Source organism: Promicromonospora sp. AC04 (assembly GCF_003058225.1).
Classification (GTDB): Bacteria; Actinomycetota; Actinomycetes; order Actinomycetales; family Cellulomonadaceae; genus Promicromonospora.
Map to the genome: position 1 here is coordinate 331,601 of NZ_QBUG01000003.1, position 16,995 is coordinate 348,595.

General features: G+C 71.2%; 16 protein-coding genes. 11 read left to right on the top strand and 5 right to left on the bottom strand.

Translation table 11 applies throughout. The annotated features are described in order from the left end of the window. Positions 1-113 precede the first annotated feature (113 nt). Complete coding sequence (locus C8K30_RS10590; RefSeq protein ID WP_233257103.1) at positions 114-1,988, bottom strand: glycoside hydrolase family 2 protein; 1,875 nt, start codon at positions 1,986-1,988, stop codon at positions 114-116. Between the two features lie 118 nt (positions 1,989-2,106). Further along, complete coding sequence (locus C8K30_RS30275) at positions 2,107-3,144, bottom strand: LacI family DNA-binding transcriptional regulator (protein ID WP_158280979.1); 1,038 nt, start codon at positions 3,142-3,144, stop codon at positions 2,107-2,109. A gap of 146 nt (positions 3,145-3,290) precedes the next feature. On the opposite strand from C8K30_RS30275, the gene C8K30_RS10605 reads away from it, so the two are divergent. Genes C8K30_RS10605 through C8K30_RS10620 form a run of 4 tightly spaced genes read left to right on the top strand, consistent with a single transcriptional unit; the run spans position 3,291 to position 7,659 of the window. After that, the gene (locus C8K30_RS10605; RefSeq protein ID WP_233257104.1) at positions 3,291-4,649 is read left to right on the top strand and encodes an extracellular solute-binding protein; all 1,359 of its coding nucleotides are present in this window, start codon (positions 3,291-3,293) and stop codon (positions 4,647-4,649) included. A 14-nt stretch (positions 4,650-4,663) separates the two neighbouring features. Continuing rightward, positions 4,664-5,632, top strand: a complete 969-nt coding sequence (locus tag C8K30_RS10610) for a carbohydrate ABC transporter permease (protein WP_108492859.1) — start codon at positions 4,664-4,666, stop codon at positions 5,630-5,632. Position 5,633: 1 nt separating this feature from the next. Beyond that, positions 5,634-6,545: a carbohydrate ABC transporter permease gene (locus C8K30_RS10615; protein ID WP_108492860.1), complete on the top strand. Its 912-nt coding sequence runs from the start codon at positions 5,634-5,636 to the stop codon at positions 6,543-6,545. A 16-nt stretch (positions 6,546-6,561) separates the two neighbouring features. Further along, positions 6,562-7,659: an App1 family protein gene (locus tag C8K30_RS10620; RefSeq protein ID WP_108492861.1), complete on the top strand. Its 1,098-nt coding sequence runs from the start codon at positions 6,562-6,564 to the stop codon at positions 7,657-7,659. Positions 7,660-7,724: 65 nt separating this feature from the next. Here the strand turns inward: C8K30_RS10620 and C8K30_RS10625 are convergent, their stop codons facing one another. After that, a complete protein-coding gene (locus C8K30_RS10625) occupies positions 7,725-8,981 on the bottom strand; it encodes an NYN domain-containing protein (protein WP_108492862.1) in 1,257 nt (418 codons plus the stop codon). Positions 8,982-9,130: 149 nt separating this feature from the next. On the opposite strand from C8K30_RS10625, the gene C8K30_RS10630 reads away from it, so the two are divergent. Both C8K30_RS10630 and C8K30_RS10635 read left to right on the top strand, forming a co-directional pair. Next, on the top strand, positions 9,131-9,748 hold the full coding sequence (locus C8K30_RS10630) for a TetR family transcriptional regulator (protein WP_108492863.1): 618 nt from the start codon (positions 9,131-9,133) through the stop codon (positions 9,746-9,748). 67 nt (positions 9,749-9,815) lie between these two features. Then, complete coding sequence (locus C8K30_RS10635) at positions 9,816-10,688, top strand: LLM class F420-dependent oxidoreductase (RefSeq protein WP_108492864.1); 873 nt, start codon at positions 9,816-9,818, stop codon at positions 10,686-10,688. A 3-nt stretch (positions 10,689-10,691) separates the two neighbouring features. Here the strand turns inward: C8K30_RS10635 and C8K30_RS10640 are convergent, their stop codons facing one another. Further along, complete coding sequence (locus tag C8K30_RS10640) at positions 10,692-11,306, bottom strand: DNA-3-methyladenine glycosylase I (RefSeq protein ID WP_199230454.1); 615 nt, start codon at positions 11,304-11,306, stop codon at positions 10,692-10,694. A gap of 144 nt (positions 11,307-11,450) precedes the next feature. Continuing rightward, entirely contained in the window at positions 11,451-12,317 is an 867-nt protein-coding gene (locus C8K30_RS10645) for a TetR/AcrR family transcriptional regulator (protein WP_108492866.1), read from the bottom strand. A 124-nt stretch (positions 12,318-12,441) separates the two neighbouring features. On the opposite strand from C8K30_RS10645, the gene C8K30_RS10650 reads away from it, so the two are divergent. The 5 genes from C8K30_RS10650 to C8K30_RS10670 all read left to right on the top strand — a co-directional run bounded on the left by C8K30_RS10650 (position 12,442) and on the right by C8K30_RS10670 (position 16,992). Continuing rightward, positions 12,442-13,410: an ATP-binding cassette domain-containing protein gene (locus C8K30_RS10650; protein ID WP_108492867.1), complete on the top strand. Its 969-nt coding sequence runs from the start codon at positions 12,442-12,444 to the stop codon at positions 13,408-13,410. Then, positions 13,407-14,174 (top strand): ABC transporter permease, encoded by a 768-nt coding sequence (locus C8K30_RS10655; protein WP_108492868.1) that lies wholly within the window; start codon positions 13,407-13,409, stop codon positions 14,172-14,174. The genes C8K30_RS10650 and C8K30_RS10655 overlap by 4 nt, the downstream gene beginning before the upstream one ends. A gap of 47 nt (positions 14,175-14,221) precedes the next feature. Next, positions 14,222-14,959, top strand: coding sequence for a DUF2306 domain-containing protein (locus tag C8K30_RS10660; RefSeq protein ID WP_233257105.1), 738 nt, complete (start codon positions 14,222-14,224; stop codon positions 14,957-14,959). A 29-nt stretch (positions 14,960-14,988) separates the two neighbouring features. Beyond that, entirely contained in the window at positions 14,989-15,612 is a 624-nt protein-coding gene (locus C8K30_RS10665) for a DinB family protein (protein WP_108492869.1), read from the top strand. A 174-nt stretch (positions 15,613-15,786) separates the two neighbouring features. Continuing rightward, positions 15,787-16,992 (top strand): M15 family metallopeptidase, encoded by a 1,206-nt coding sequence (locus C8K30_RS10670; protein WP_158280980.1) that lies wholly within the window; start codon positions 15,787-15,789, stop codon positions 16,990-16,992. Positions 16,993-16,995 lie beyond the last annotated feature (3 nt).

The window sequence follows — 16,995 nt, forward strand, 5'->3', positions numbered from 1 at the left end:
AGAGACTCGGTCCGCACAAGAAGACTTACGCCATCCGCAGGGTGCCCCGGCCACCCGTCAGACGTGCAGGTCACCCGGGTGACCTGCACGTCTGACAAGCCGGGCCGCATGGCTCAGGACGCCTCGTCGGCGCCCTTCTCGAAGGCGGCGGGGCGCACCTGCACGGCACGGACACGGTCGACGTCGAGCTTCACGCTCCGGTCGAACCGGTAGATGCCGTTCTCCTCCTGGAACACGTCGGTGAGCTGCGTGTAGCAGTAGCCGAACATCAGGGGGTCGTCGAGGAGCGTGTCGGTGAGCCCGGCGAACCGGACGTGGAACTCCTCCTCGTCGGCGACGCGCTGGCCGTAGCCCCACGAGTCGGGCGAGCTGCCGGAGGCGCTGGCGGCCGTCTCCGGGTTCCACCAGATCCCGCCGTACTCGCTGACGAAGTAGGGCTGCCCGTTGTACGGCTGGGAGATCGGCGTGCCGTTGTCCCGCTCGTTCCCGTACGGCTTGCCGTCGGCCAGGCCGCCGACCAGCTCCGTGAACCTCGCCGGGTCCTGCTCGTACAGGTGCGAGTCCCAGACATCCGTCTCGGGCACACGGTGCGCGTAGCCGCTGGCGTCCAGCACCGGCCGCGAGGGGTCGGCCACCTTGGTGGCGAGCCACATGCTGCGGGTCACGTCGTCCAGTTGCGTGATGCGGTCGTGCAGGTCCTGGTGCGTCTCGTTGAGCGGGCACCAGCCGATGATCGACGGGTGGTTGTGGTCCCGCTGCAGCGCCTCCAGCCACTCGGCGACGTACGACGTGGTGGGCCGCTGGCCGTCGGCCGGCGTGCCGTAGCCGCTCACGCCCCAGTCGCCGAACTCGCCCCACACCAGGTACCCCAGCCGGTCCGCGTGGAACAGGTAGCGCTCCTCGAAGACCTTCTGGTGCAGGCGGGCGCCGTTGAACCCGGCCGCGAGGCCCAGCTCGATGTCGCGCAGCAGCGCGGCGTCCGACGGCGCCGTCATGAGCGACTCCGGCCAGTACCCCTGGTCCAGGACCAGCCGCTGGAACACGTGCTCGCCGTTGATCTTGATCGCCTGCCCGTCGACGGACACCGAGCGCAGGCCCGCGTACGAGCGCAGGGAGTCGACGACGGCGCCGTCTCCGTCGTGCAGCTCGACGTCGACCCCGTACAGGTGGGGGTCGTCCGGTCCCCAGGTGCGTACGCGCTCCACCGGGACGACGGCGCGCAGCGCGGGCGCCAGGTCGAGGTCGGCGCGCGCGGTGGCGCGCGCGACCTCGCCGTCGGCGTCCGACACGGTGACGGTCACCGTGTGGCCGCGCCGGTTCGCGGAGAGCGGCACCACGACGTCGAACGCCGAGCTCGACAGGTCCGGCGTGATCCGCGGGCGGCGCAGGTGCACGGCGGGAACGGGCTCGAGCCACACCGTCTGCCAGATCCCCGTGGTGCGCGTGTAGTTGCACTCGAAGTTGGCGTAGCGGTTGGACTGCTTGCCGCGGGCCTGCGGCCCGTGGCGCGTGTCCCGTGCCCGCACGACGACGGTGACGGTGTCACCGGGGCCGGCGATGCCGTGCAGGTCGGCCGTGAACGGGGTGAACCCGCCGCGGTGTCGCACGACCTCCGTACCGTCCACCCAGACCGTCGCGTCCTGGTCCACGGCGCCGAAGTGCAGCAGCACGTGCGGTTCGTCGCCGACGGCGGCCCACTCCGCGGGCACGGTGACCTCGCGGCGGTACCAGACGGCCTCGAGGAAGTCGGTGTTCCCGATCCCGGAGAGCTCCGACTCGGGTGCGAAGGGCACGGTGATCTGGTCCCGGAGCGGCCGCTCGACGAGACCGCGCTCGAGCCCGGTGTCGCCCTGGTCGATCTCGAACTGCCAGGTTCCGTTGAGGTTGAGCCAGCGGTCCCGGACCATCTGGGGACGTGGGTACTCGGGGCGCGGTACGGCGGTGGCGATTGGCGCGCCGGCCGGCGAGAAGCGGTCGAGAAAGGTCATCAGCTGCTCCATTGCGTCTACGACAGGTGCGCGGCGATTCAACACGGCTTCCGGCGGAAATGCAACGTTGTATCACTCGGGCGCCGTCGGCGGGCCCGCCCAGCGGACGCCGAGACGGCTACGAGCGGCTGCTCTCCCGGACCAGCAGCCGGTGCGGCACGAGCTCGTCGACGGGCTCGACGGCGGGGTTCTCGAGCTGCGCGACGATCCGGTCCACCGCCGTCTCCGCGATGGCGCGCAGGTCGGGCGCGACGGTGGTCAGCGAGGGATTCGAGAACCGGCCGTCCTCCGTGTTGTCCCAGCCCGTCACGGCGAGGTCGTCGGGGACGCGCACGCCGTTGCGGCGCAACGTGTACAGCGCGCCCAGTGCGAGCTCGTCGTTGGCGCACACCAGCCCGTCTATCCGGTCGATCCGGGCCAGCACCGACTCCACCGCCGCTGCGCCCGCCGGGCGGGAGAACTGGGGGACCTGGAGCACCCAGCGCTCGTCGACGTCGAGGCCCGCAGCGGCGTGGGCGTCGAGGAAGCCCTGGACGCGCTGTGCGCCGGTCCGGCCCGCGCCGCGGGGCTCGGCGCCGAGGAAGGCGAGCCGGCGCCGTCCGGACTCGAGCAGGTGCGCCGTGACCTGCGCCGCCGCGTCGACGTTGTCGATGCTCACGTGGTCCGTCCGCCGCTCTCGGGTGGGGTCGGGGTCGGCCCGCTCGCCGAGCAGCACGAGGGGTACCGAGCCCCTGGCCTCGTCGATCTCGGCCGGAGTCAGCTCCAGCGGGGAGAAGATGATCCCGTCGATCGCCTGGACGTCGAAGCCGCGCGCCACCTCGAGCTCGGTCTCGCGGGAGGACCGCGTCTCCTCGATGAGCACGCGGTAGCCGCGGGCGCCCCCGGCGTCGATCATCTCGTGGGCCAGCACGGAGAAGTACGGCGCGTGCACCCAGGGCACCGCAAGGGCGAGCGTGTTGGTGCGGCCCCTGCGCAGCTGGCGGCCGGCGAGGTTGGGCCGGTAGCCCAGGTCCGCGATCACCGCCTCCACTCGCGCCCGGGTCGCGGCGCCGACCCGGCCCGTTCCGTTGACAACGTTCGAGACCGTCTTCCAGGAGACGCCCGCCGCTGCGGCGACCTCCTTGATCCCGACCCGTCGGCCAGCTTGCTCGGACAAACCTTCACTTCCTTCCGCCCCGCGACCCCTTGACGGGACGCCCGGCCTAGTCCATCGTGATCCAACGTTGGAGCGCAACGTTGCACCATTGGAGGTCGAAGATGACCGTGTTACGAGGACGCGGTGTCCCGGGGCAAGGAAGCCCCGTGGCCGCGTCGAGAACCCGCAGCTGGGCGGGCAGCTCTGGGGGCTTGAGCCGCCGCGACCTGCTCCGGGCAGCCCTCGTCGGAGCCGGCGGGGTCGCGCTGGGCGGGACGCTCGCCGGTTGCGCCACACCGAGCGCCGCGGGGTCGGGCAAGACGGAGGTCATGATCTGGGACCTGTTCTCGGGCGGTGACGGCGCGCTCATGCAGGAGATGGTGGGCGCGGTCGCGGCCGCCAACCCGGACATCGCCGTCGACTCCACGACCCTCGAGTGGGGTGCCCCGTACTACACGAAGCTGGCGATGACGTCGTCCGGCGGCCGGCCGCCCGAGGCCGCGGTCATGCACGTGTCCCGGCTCGCCGGGTACGCGCCGGGCGGGCTCCTCGAGCCGTTCGACCTCGACGCGCTCGCCGATCTCGGCGTCACCGAGGCAGACTTCGCTCCGGCGGTCTGGGAGAAGGCCCAGTTCGACGGTCAGCTCTACGCCCTGCCGCTGGACACGCACCCCTACATCATGTTCAACAACCCCGCGATCGTGCAGGAAGCGGGCTTGGCGACGCCGGACGGCAAGCTGGACCTGGACGCCGTGGCGGGGGCCGACCGGTTCCTCGACGCCGGGCGGGCGATGGCCGAGGTCACGGGCGAGACCGGGGTGGGCTGGGGCTACCAGCGCGACACGGCCGGGTGCTGGCGCATGTTCTGGGGCCTCTACTCCCAGAACGGCGGCGGCTACGAGCTCACGCCGGGCCGCCCCGCCGAGCTCGACGTCGAGGCCGCCACCGAGGTGTTCGAGTTCCTCCAGGCCATGGTCGACGGCACCGTCGCCGCGAAGAACCAGGACGGCAACGCCGCAAGCGGCCGTTTCATGACGGCCCGCACCGGGACGATGTTCGCGGGCGAGTGGGACCTGCCGATGTTCCGCGACGCGCTGCCCGACGTCGGGGCCACCCAGTTCCCGGCGATCTTCGACACCCCGGCCAACTACGCCGACTCGCACTCGTTCGTGCTGCCGCGGCAGGCGTACCCCGACCCCGCGAAGCGCGAGGCGACGTACCGGGTCCTCGCGGGCCTCCTCAAGGAGGGCCTCACCTGGGCCTCGGCCGGGCACATCCCGGCCTACCAGCCCGTCGTCGAAGAGCCGGCGTACCAGGAGCTCAGCCCGCAGCGTGACTACGCGCCCGCCGCCGAGATCGCCGTCTTCGACCCCGACGCCTGGTTCACCGGCGGCGGCAGCGACTTCCAGACGCGCATGGGTGACGCCATGACGGACACCCTCGCCGGCAAGGCCCCTGCCCGCACCGCCGTGACCCGGATGCTGAGCGAGATGGACCGGTTCCTCTCCCAGCCCAACCCCGCCTGACCGAGAGGACGACGATGACTGTCTCGAACGCGGGCGTCACGACGCCCCCCGGGAAGGCTCTGGCCGGCCCGCGGACACCCGACGGCCGGTCCGCCGCGCGCGCCGGCACCACCCCTAGGTCCTTGCGCGAGAGGGACCGGTCCGGCTACCTGTTCGTCGCGCCGTTCGCCATCGCCACCGGCCTCTTCCTGGTGTGGCCGACGATCTCCGGCCTGTGGATGAGCTTCACGAACCAGAGCCTCACGGGCACCGGTAGCGAGTTCATCGGCTTCGACAACTACGCCGAGGCGTTCAGCGACCCCCAGGTCTGGCAGACGCTGTGGCACACGGTCTGGTTCACGATCCTCAGCACCGTGCCGCTGGTGGTGGTGGCCCTGATCATGGCGCTGCTCGTGCACACCGGCCTGCCGGGCCAGTGGGTGTGGCGCATGTCGTTCTTCGCCCCGTACCTGCTGACCAGCGCAGTCGTGTCCGGGCTGAGCGCCTGGCTGTTCCAGCCCGACATCGGCCTGCTCGACACCACGCTCGCCGCCCTCGGCCTCGGCCCGGTGGGCTGGATCACCGACGAGAACGTCGCAATGTTCTCGATCGCCCTGGTCACCGTGTGGTGGACCGTCGGGTTCAACTTCCTGCTCTACCTCGCGGCGCTGCAGGGAATCCCGGCACAGCAGTACGAGGCTGCGACCATCGACGGCGCGGGCGGCTGGCGGCGCCTGATCTCCATCACCCTGCCGCAGCTGCGCACGATCACCGGGGTGATCGTCGTGCTGCAGCTGCTCGCCTCGCTCAAGGTGTTCGACCAGATCTACCTGCTGACGAAGGGCGGGCCGAACGGGAGCACCCGGCCGATCCTCGAGTACGTCTACGACATCGGCTTCACCAACTACCGGCTCGGGTACGCCTCCGCGATCTCCTACGTGTTCTTCGCCCTGATCCTCGTGTTCACGCTGGTGCGGCTCATGCCGGCCAGGAAGGAGGCCTGACGTGTCCGTCGCCGAACTGGTCGCCGTCCGGCGGACGAGGGCGTTGCAGGCCCGCGCCGAGAACCGCGCACTCACCAAGCTGACGATCGGGCCCTCGCCGTGGGTGCGCGTCGCCACCCTGGCCGCCCTCGTCGTCCTCGCCGCGCTCTGGCTGCTCCCCGTGGTGTGGGGCGCTGTCACGAGCTTCAAGCACGAGGCCGAGGCCGCCCTGCCTGCATCGTGGTGGCCCTCGATGGGCTGGACCCTCGGCGCCTACCAGCAGGTGCTCAGCAACAGCGACCTGCTGATCTGGATGTGGAACAGCCTCGTCGTCGCCGTGCTGGTCACCGTCCTGACGGTGCTGATCTCCGCGATGGCCGCCTTCGCGTTCTCCCAGACGCTGTTCAAGGGCCGGGGTCTGCTCCAGTGGCTCACCATCGCGTCGATCATGATGCCCGGCCAGATCCTCATCGTGCCGCTGTTCCGGCAGATGCAGGCGCTGGGCCTCGTGGACACGTTCGCGGGCATCGTGCTGCCGCAGGTCGTGGCACCCGTGATGGTGTTCATCCTCAAGCGGTTCTTCGACGCCATCCCGCAGGAGCTGCTCGACGCCGCCCGGATCGACGGCGCGGGGTCGTTCCGGCTGTTCTGGACGATCGTGCTGCCGCTGTCGCGGAGCATCCTCGTGGCCGTGGCGATCTTCGTGTTCATCGGCGCGTGGAACAACTTCCTGTGGCCGTTCATCGTCACGACGGACCCGCAGTTCATGACGCTCCCCGTGGGCCTGTCGACCGTGAAGAACGCCTACGGCGTGCAGTACGCGCAGAACATGGCCTCCGCGATGATCGCGGCGTTGCCGCTGCTCGTGGTGTTCATGCTGTTCCAGCGCCGCATCGTGCAGGGCGTCGCGACCACGGGCATGGGCGGGCAGTAGTAGGCCACAATCGGGTGTGGCCACCCCGACCCCGCATCCCTCGCAGCGCCCGCACCTCGCCGCGGTCGTGGAAGACCACTTCTACGCCGCGGCGGGGTGGGTGCTCGCTCGCGCCGGCTGGCGTCCCCGGCTCGAGACCTACACCGGGTACGGCACACCGGACCGGGTGCGGGTGCTCGCTCGCGTGCTGATCGCGCGTCCGCGCCCCGCCTCACCCGACCGCGACGCCCTCCGTGCCGGACGGCGCGGGTTCCGCCACTTCCTCACCGTGCCCGCACCCCTGAGCCGTGTGCGGGTCCAGGTCGGTGGCCAGACGACCGTCGTGACGAGCGACCGCGCCGGTTACGTCGACGTGGAGCTCCCCGTCGACCCTCCGTTGCCCACCGGCTGGCAGCCTGCCTTCCTGACCTGCCTCGACGGGTCCGAAGAGTGGGAGGCCGACGCCTCGCTCCTGGTGCTCGATGAGCGCACGCGGTTCGGCGTCGTCAGCGACATCGACGACACGACGATGGTGACGGCGGTGCCGCGGCCGCTGCTTGCGGCGTGGAACACGTTCGTGCGGCACTCCAGCGCGCGGCGCGCCGTGCCGGGTATGCCCGAGCTGTACCGGAAGCTGCAGCGGGCGCACCCGGACGCCGCCTTCTTCTACCTGTCGACCGGGGCCTGGAACACCGCGGGCACGCTGCGCGCGTTCCTCTCGCGCCACGCCTACCCGGCGGGCCCGCTCCTCCTCACGGACTGGGGACCGACCCTCAGCGGCTGGTTCCGCAGCGGCCCGGCGCACAAGAAGGCGAGCCTCGAGCTCCTGATGTCATGGTTCCCGCACGTGCGCTGGGTGCTCGTCGGCGACGACGGCCAGCACGACGTCGAGATCTACGAGGGGGTCGCCCGACGTCGTCCCGACCGCGTGCGGGCCGTGGCGATCCGGCGGCTCACGGGCGGCCAGCAGGTGCTCGCCGGGAACGCGCCGCACGTGGCGAACGGATCGCACGCCGGCACGACGACGTCCGGGTCCGGCAGCCCACCGGTGCCGACCGTCGCCGGCCAGGATGGTGACGAGCTCGCGCGCCGCCTCGCGGACGTGCCGGGCGTGCTCGACGACCAGGACCGGTGACCAACCCGGACCTCACGCCTGGACGGTGCCTGTCCGCCGCCCGAGCCTGCGGGTTTGCCTCGGGCTCAGGCGGTCACCAGGTAGTCGTCGGCGTCGTCGTCCCAGGCCAGGGAGACGGTGCCTGCGGCTTCTGCCGCCTTCGCGAACTGCAGGAACCCGCGGAAGCCGAGCGCCTTCTCCGAGAAGTCCGGGCGCTTCTTGCGCACGGCGTTCTTCAGGCCGGACAGGGCGGCCGAGCCGTTCGACTCCTGCACCACGTTCTTCAGCAGCACGAACGCCGCGTCGGTGTCGCCCTGCTCCGGCAGCGACACCTCGGGGTCGCCCGCGGACGGGCCCGTCGCCAGCTCCACGAACCCGCGGTCGGCGAGGAACCGCAGGAACTCGCCGAACGTGCGGAACCCGTAGTCCGACTCGCTGAACGTGGCGTCCTTGCGCAGCAGCGTCCGCTTGAGGGCGGACGCCGTCACGGCACCGCTCGTGGAGGACTGCAGGTCGGCGAGGGTCTGCGCCACCCGCACCTCCATGGGCACGTCGTTCGACGCCGAGGCGTCCTCGTCCTGCTCGACGTCGATGTGGGGCTCGTTCTCCGGCGCGACCTCGACGGGCGCCGGTGCGGGCTCCGCCTTCCTCCGGCGGCGGGTCGCGGGCCTGGCCTCCGCCTCGGGCTCGGCCGGGGCCTCGGGCGAGGTCGCCTCGGCGACGGCCTCCGCCACCGCCTCCGCCGCCTTGGTGCGGCGCGATGTGGTGGGGGCCTTCTGCGCGGTGGCGCGCTCCGTCGTCGTGCCGGACTTGCGGGTGCGGGCGCCGCGCTTGGGGGCCGGGGCGCCCTGGTCCTCGTCGGGCACCTCGACGCCTTCGAGGCGGTCGTAGAAGAGGAACTCGTCGCACGCGGCCGGCAGCAGGCGGGACGTCGACTTCTCGACGCCGACGCCGATGACGCGCTTGTTCAGCTCGCGCAGCTTGTGGACGAGCGGGGAGAAGTCGCTGTCGCCCGTGCACATGACGAACGTGGAGATGTAGTCGCGCTCGAAGGCCATCTCGATGGCGTCGACCACCATCTTGATGTCGGCGGCGTTCTTGCGGGAGGCGCCCATCCGCTGCGTCATCTCGATGAGCTCGACCTGGTGCCGCGTGAGCATGCGCCGGTCCTCGTCGAAGTACGACCAGTCCGCGTAGGCCCGGCGCGCGACCACTCGCCCGCGCACGGCGAGGGCATCCGCGATCGGACCGAAGTCGAACTGCATCCCGCCCAGGTGCTCCCGGGCGCCCAGCGCCAGGTTCTCGTAGTCGATGAAGACTGCCAGGCGTTCTTCGAGGTCCATGCTCGCCACTCTATGGGGTTTCCAGGTTGCGAGGGTTCGCGGCCGCCCGGGGCCGGCTATCCACATCGAGAAATGAGGAGAGGGTGAAATGTGTGGGGTTGGGGCGCGCTGTCCGGCACCAGCTGCCGCCCGTTGCCTAGGATCGGGACATGGCAGAGGCGACCGACGGATTCGAGGACCCGATTTCCACCCGGAATCGGATCATCGCCGCTGCCGCGCGCCTGACCTGTGCCGACGGCTGGTCGAAGGTGACGATGGGCCGCCTGGCGATGGAGGCCGGCGTGAGCCGGCAGACCGTCTACAACGCGGTCGGCAGCCGCGAGGACCTCGCCGAGGCGATGGTGCTCACGGAGTCGGCCAAGTTCATCTTCACGATCCTCGAGGGCTTCGACAACCACCCCGACGACCTGATGCCGGCCATCCACGCCGCCGTCGAGAACACGCTCGTGCTGGCCGAGGGGAACGAGCTGCTGCGCGCCGTGGTCTCTGCGACGCACGGCGCGGACACCGAGCTGCTGCCCCTGCTCACCACCCACTCCGAGTCGCTGCTCGGCACCGTCAAGGTGGTCGTGCAGGACCGGGTGGACCAGTACGAGGTCGCGCTGGATCCGGAGCGGATCTCGTCGATCATCGACTTCGTCGTGCGGGCCGTGCTCAGCCACGTGATGCAGCCGACGGGGACTCCGCGCGAGACCGCCGAGTCGATCACCTGGCTCGTGTCGAACGTCCTGGGGCGCACCGAACGGTCGGTCGCCTCCGGCGCCTGACGCCCCCCGTACGCCCCCGCCCGATCCGCGCGCTTGACGCCCCGCGACGGCGGAGGAGGATCGAGACATGCGAATCGGCACCCACTTCATGCGCTTCGACTCGATGGAACCCGCCGGGATGCGCACCGAGCTGGCGGACGCCGCCCGGTACGCGGACGACGGCGGCGTCTCGTGGATCTCGGTGATGGACCACTACTTCCAGATGGAGCACCAGGGATTCCCGGCGTCGGACCCGATGCTGGAGGCATACACGACCCTGGGCTACCTGGCCGGGGTGACCGAGAAGGTCCAGCTCGGTGCGCTGGTCACGGGCGTGACGTACCGCTACCCCGGCCTGCTGGCGAAGATCGTGGCGTCGCTCGACGTGGTCTCGGGCGGGCGCGCCACGTACGGCATCGGCGCCGCCTGGTACGACAAGGAGCACGCGGCCCTCGGGGTGCCGTTCCCGCCGCGCAAGGACCGCTTCGAGATGCTCGAGGAGACGGTCCGGATCGCGCGCCAGATGTACGACCCGGACGACAACGGCCCGTTCGAGGGCAAGCACTACCAGCTCGCCGAGACGCTCTGCTCGCCGGCGCCGCTGTCCGGTCCGGAGATCATGATCGGCGGGTCGGGCGAGCGGAAGACCCTCCGGCTCGTCGCGCAGTACGCGGACGCGTGCAACCTGTTCGCCGAGACGCCCGAGCGGCTGCGCCACCTCCTCGACGTGCTGCACCGGCACTGCGACGACGTAGGCCGCGACCCCGCCAAGATCCGCGTCACGATGCTGCACCGCGGGAAGCCGATCGGCCCGGGCGACGCCGCGGACTTCGTCGCCGAGATGCGGGGCTTCGCCGGGCACGGCGTGGACACGGTGATCCTGCGGCCGCCTGCCACGTCGCTCGCCGGGTGGGTGCGCGACGCGGTGCTTCCGGTCGTGGAGCCCTGCGCGGAGCTGTGACGCTCAGGTAGCCACGCCCGGGCTTACCGCCCGCGCGCGCCCGAGCACCACCGGGCAGGTCGCCAGGTGGTCGTCCACCAGGCCGCACGCCTGCATTGCCGCGTAGGCCGTGGTGGGGCCGATGAACCGGAAACCCTCCTTCTTCAGCGCCTTGCTCATGGCCTTCGACTCGGCCGTCCACGCCGGCACGTCCCCGAAGGTGGCGTGGCGCTCGCGGAGGGCAGGGTCGGGTGCGAAGGACCAGATCAGCTCGTCGAGCGTGCGCCCGGAGTCGTGCAGCGCGACCACTGCCCGCGCGTTGTCGACGGTGGCCTCGATCTTCATGCGGTTGCGGATGATGCGCGCATCGGTGAGCAGCCGCTCGACGTCGTCGGGCCCGAATGCCGCTACCTGTTCCGGGTCGAAGCCGGCGAAGACCTCCCGGAACGCCGGGCGCTTGCGCAGCACGGTGATCCAGGAGAGCCCGGACTGGAAGCCCTCCAGGGCGATGCGCTCGAGCAGGGCGGACTCGCCGTGCACGGGTACGCCCCATTCGTCGTCGTGGTACGCCGAGTAGAGCGGGTCGCCGTCGCCGAAGCAGCGCGGAGCGGCGTCTGCCCCGTCGGCCACTGTCCTGATGTCTGTCACCGGATCACCTGTCACGACACCACTCTGACGCACGCCACCGACACTCCACACCCTCCGGCCGTCCGCCTGTGCACAACGTCCGAAAACCGCTGCCTGTGGTCGCGCCAGGACCGTTGTGTTGCCGTGCGGAGGGGCTCATGACCCGTCGTCCGGGATCGCGCCCCGGCGTCTCAGGTAGGCCTCGACCCCGTCGAGCACGGCAGTGACCCCGAAGGCGATGTCGTCGTCGGGGGGCGTGGGCGGCGCCGCCTCCGGCCAGGTCGCGAACGCCTCGAACAGGTTCGGGTACGTCGTGGCGTCGGCATACCGGAAGAGCACGGTCTCGAAGTCGGCGTAGGGGTTGGCCGCCTCGACCGCGGCGGGATCGAGCTCGGACTCGGGCGTCCCGTCGGGCAGCCCGGCCTCGCGGCGCACCTGCTGGACCGCCGCACGGTGGGACTCGATCTGCACCCGGGCCTCGCCCAGGACGTGCTGCGCGAGCAGGCCGATGATCGCGAGCTTCTCGTCCGGGGGCAGGTCGAGCGGGCGCAGGACCCCGAACGCCTGGTCGATCCAGCGCACCCGGTTCGGCCCCGGCGGTGCGGCGGACAGGGGCAGCTCCAGCATCCACGGCCGGGTCAGCCCCAGTGCGATCTGGGCCCGCGTCCAGGCTTCGAGCCCGGCGCGCCAGCCGCCGTCGGTGGGGACGTCGGGCAGGTCGGCCGCCACGGCGTCCGACATCATGACCAGCAGCTCCTCCTTGCCGGACACGTGCCGGTACAGGGCCATCGGCGTGTATCCGACGGCCTCCGCGATACGTGCCATCGAGACGGCGGCGAGGCCCTCGGCGTCGGCCAGGTCGATCGCGGCCTGCACGATCCGCGCGGCGGACAGCGCGGGCTTGGGCCCGCGACGCCGCGGCGCGGCGGCCCCCCACAGGCGCTGCACGGCAGCGGGCAGCTCACGCGCGGGTGCTGCGTCGTGCGGCTGCTCGGCCGGTTCGGGCGTCGTGTCGGTGCTCATCGACTCCCATCCTGCCCTGATCCGGGGTGTGGTCCCGATCGGAAACTCTCTTGACCACATACTGTTTACGCTCCACACTAAAACGTGTAGGACATAAACAGTAAGCGACCGGGAGAGGGAGATCATGGCTGCGATCGTCACGGCCGACGGCCTGCGCAAGTCCTTCGGGAGGAGAGGCTCGACGAGCCCGCCCGTGCTGGACGGGCTCGACCTGGAGCTCGAAGAGGGAGCGGTGCTCGCACTGCTCGGCCCCAACGGTGCGGGCAAGACCACCACCGTCCGCATCCTGTCCACGCTGCTGCAGCCCGACGCCGGCCGCGCGACGGTGGCAGGGTTCGACGTGGTGCGAGACGCACGACGGGTCCGCGAGACCATCAGCCTCACGGGGCAGCAGGTCGCCATCGACGACAAGCAGTCGGGGGCCGAGAACCTCACGATGATGGGCCGCCTCGCCCATCTCCCGCGCCGGGTCGTGCGGGACCGCGTGGCGGAGCTGCTCGACGCGTTCGACCTGGCCGACGCCGCGAGCAGGCGCGTCGCTGCGTACTCGGGCGGCATGCGGCGCCGGCTCGACCTCGCGGCAGGCCTGCTGACCCGGCCCCGGGTCATGTTCCTCGACGAGCCCACCACAGGCCTCGACCCGCGGTCCCGGCAGGCGATGTGGGACGTCGTCCGGGGCGTGGTCGCCGACGGCACCAGCGTCCTCCTGACCACCCAGTACCTGGAGGAGGCCGACCGGCTCGCCCAGCGGGTCGCGCTCGTGGACGGCGGCCGCGTCGTCGCCGACGGCACGCCGGCCCAGCTCAAGCACGAGGTGGGCGAGGCGGGCGTCGAGCTCACCTTCGCCTCCCCGTCCGACGCCGGCCGGGTCGCCCCGGCACTCACGGCCGCCACCGTCGATGGCTTGCGGGTGCGGGTGCCCACCGACGGCTCGGTCGCGCACGTCCGGTCCGTGCTGTCCGCCGTCGAAGCCACGGGGGTGGCGCCCGAGCACTGGGAGGTGCGCGCGCCGAGCCTCGACGACGTGTTCCTCGCCCTGACCGGGCACGTCGGCCAGGAACGCACCGCAGGGGCGACGGGGGTGGCGGCATGACTCACCTGATGAGCGACGTCTCGACCATGACCGTCCGTGGCCTCCGCCTCGTCTCGCGCGACGTGGACGCGATGATCACCGCGGTGCTCCTGCCGGTCATCATCCTGCTGATGTTCGTCCTCGTGTTCGGCGGGGCGGTCGACATCGGCACGGAGTACATCAACTACGTGACGCCGGGCGTGATCCTGCTGGCGGCCGGGTTCGGCGCCGCGAACACGGCACTGGCGGTGGAGCACGACATGTCGAGCGGCATGGTCGAACGGCTCCGGTCGATGCCCATGAACGCCTGGACCGTGCTGTCCGGGCACGTGGCGGCGAGCCTCGTGAAGAACCTGGCCACCACGGCGATCGTCTTCGGCGTGTCGATCCTGATGGGGTTCCGGCCCGAGGCCACCGCCCTGGAGTGGCTCGCCGCTGTGGGGATGATCCTGCTCTTCGTCGGGTGGATCACCTGGCTCGCCGCCCTCGTGGGCGTGCTGGTCCGGTCGCCCGACGCCGCCGGCGGCTTCTCCTTCTTCGTGATGTTCCTGCCCTACGTGTCGAGCGCGTTCGTGCCCGTCGACACGCTGCCGGGCTGGCTGCGCGGGTTCGCGGAGCACCAGCCGGTCACGCCCGTCATCGAGACGGTGCGCGAGCTGCTCGCGGGTGACGTCTCGGGGGTCACCGACCCGGCCGGCGTCGCGATGCTCGCCGTCTCCTGGTGCCTGGGGCTCGGTCTCGTCTTCGCGGTGGCGGCGGGCCTGGCGTTCCGTGCCCGGCGCTGACCCGTTCTCGTCCCCGTTCCGTCCGGCCAGCCGAAAGCAGGTATGACATGGCAACCGACACGACGATGACAACCCCGTCCAGTCCGCCCGGGGCGGTCCGCTGGTGGCGCCGCCCCTGGATAGCGCCGCTCGCGATCATCACGGCGATCTTCCTGGCGACGGCGTTGCCCCGGTACGTGGGCCTGGACCCGTCCCGTGCTCTGATGGTGGCCGGGGACGTAGACGATCGCGGCCCCGCCTACTACCCGGCGCTCGTCACGCACATCTTCTTCGGCTCGGTGATGCTGAGCGCGGCAGTGCTCCAGCTCTGGCCGTGGCTGCGGATCAACCACCCGCGCGTCCACCGGTGGAGCGGCCGGGTGTACGTGATGACGGCGATCCCGACCGGGCTCGCGGCCCTGGTCACGGCGCAGTATCCGACCGCAGGGCCCAACCAGCAGCTGGCCAACACGTTCCTGGCCGTGCTGCTGGTGACGTTCACCCTGCTCGGCTATCGCGCGGTGCGGCAGCGGCGCTTCGCTGACCACCGCCAGTGGATGATCCGGAGCACCGCGCTGGCCTTCTCGATCGTGGCCAACCGGTTCTGGGGCGTGGTGCTCGTGATCATCTTCGCGCCGTCGTTCGACGGCGACGTCGCGTCCTCGCCCGAGGCGCTGTCAGCAGCCGGCGCATCCGCCTGGGTGTCGTGGGTGGTGAACCTGCTGTTCGCCGAGTGGTGGATCCACAAGTACCCGAAGATCCGGGACCGGGCGCGGGCCAGGAAGGTGCAGGCTGCGGCGGTGTGAGTGTCAGTGGTACAGGAGACACTGTCCCCATGGCGCAGACGACCGGCGGGACGACGAGCAACGCAGCAGAGCTCGAGCAGAAGCAGATCCTGAAGAAGTACCTGCAGGACACCCGTGAGGCCCTCGTGTGGAAGCTCGAGGGCCTCACGGAGAAGCAGGCACGCTGGCCCCTGGTGCCCTCGGGCAACAACCTGCTGGGCATCGTGAAGCACTGCGCCAACGTCGAGATCGGCTACTTCGGGCCGTGCTTCGGTCGCGACTGGCCGAACCCGCAGGAGCTCGTCTCCGACGAGGACTGGGAGAAGGACCCGCAGGCGGACTGGTACGCCACGGCGGACGAGTCGATCCCCTCGGGGGTGGACCTCTACCGGCGGGCGTGGGCGTTCTGCGACGAGACCATCGACACGCTGCCGCTCGACACGGTCGGGCGGGTGCCCTGGTGGAGGACCAGCGAGGTCACGCTGTTCCGCATCCTCGTGCACGTGACCGACGAGACCGCCCGGCACGCCGGCCACGCGGACATCCTGCGCGAGCTGACCGACGAGTCCGTCGGCCTCTACGCCAGCAACACCAACATCCCGGACTGGCAGGCGGGCGAGGTCGCGGCGTACGTCGACAAGCTCAAGAATCTCGCCGATGGGGCAGGCAACTAGCGTCCGCGTCCGAGATTCGCCAAACTGCGGGCCATGTCCCACAACGTGGAGCCGTCCACATCCTCCGGGCCGTCGCCCGAATCGCCCTCCGTGCACGCGCCGACTTCGCCGCAGTCCGAAGCGCCCTTGTCGGAAGGGCGGTCGGACCCCGGGCTCACGCCCGACGGCGGTTCCATGCGACCGCTGTTCGTGTTCCTGATCGCAGCGGCGGTGGCACTGGTCGGCAGCATCGTGTTCGCGCTCGTCAATGTCGGGAACGAGCGGGAGCTGGAGCAGCTGACGGACGCGCGCGCCGACGTCGTGCAGGCCGTGGACGAGGGGCGCACGGCCCAGGAGGGCCTGGCCGAGCAGATCGCGGCAGCGGAGAAGGCCCTCGCGGCCTCGGAGGGCAAGGTGGCCGACGCCGCGGTGCGGGACGAGCTGGCCGGACACATCGCCGCGGCGCAGGAGCTCGGCGAGATGCAGCCGCCGTCCGTCCCCGAGGCCGGCGCCGTCGGGCTGGAGGCTCCCGAGGACATCGATGCCCTGGAGGCAGAGGCGACCGAGTGGGCGATCACCATGCGCACCACCTCGACGACGCTCGCGGCGGCGACCAAGGACGTCCAGGCCTCGTACCTGCAGTGGCAGGAGGAACGCAAGGCCGAACAGGCGAAGGCCAGCGCCGAGGCCGAGCAGGCGGAGAAGCTGGCCGCAGAGCTGAAGACGGCGCAGGCGACGCTGGCCACGGTCACGGCGCAGCTCAAGGTCTCCGTGCGCGACTCGCAGTACACCCTCGACTGGACCGCCGAGGTCGGCGCCCCTGCCGCCGTCCGAAAGACTCTCTCGACGCATCGCGCCGAGGGCCAGGCCGAGCTCGCGGCCGGCGTGAACACGAACAACCTGAACTCCGTGAAGGTGCTCGGCCAGCGGCGCGAGGCGGCCCGCGTCGCGATCGAGGCGGCCGCGTGGGACGCACGCGCGACCGTCGCGGACGGCTCCAACGGACGGCTCGCGCAGGACAAGCTGTGCAAGGTGGGTGTCGGACCGGAGGGGCAGGACCAGTACCTGCGGTGCGATGCGGCCAAGGCCTGGGGCAAGCTCGGCGCGGGGTTCGAGGCGAAGTTCGGCAAGCCGCTGCGCGTCGAGTACGGCTACCGGCCCTACGACTGGCAGCTCCAGGCGCTCGACGAGTTCGGCGGCGGGCAGGTCGCCGCACCCGGCACCTCGAACCACGGCTGGGCGCTCGCGGTGGACGTGCCGGTCGACGACGGCTTCCGCTTCGGCCAGCCCGAGTACGAGTGGCTGGCGGCCAACGGGCCGAAGGTCGGCTGGGAGCACCCGGAGTGGGCGCGGGCCGGCGGCGGGCGTGAGGAGCCGTGGCACTTCGAGTACAAGGGGTGACTC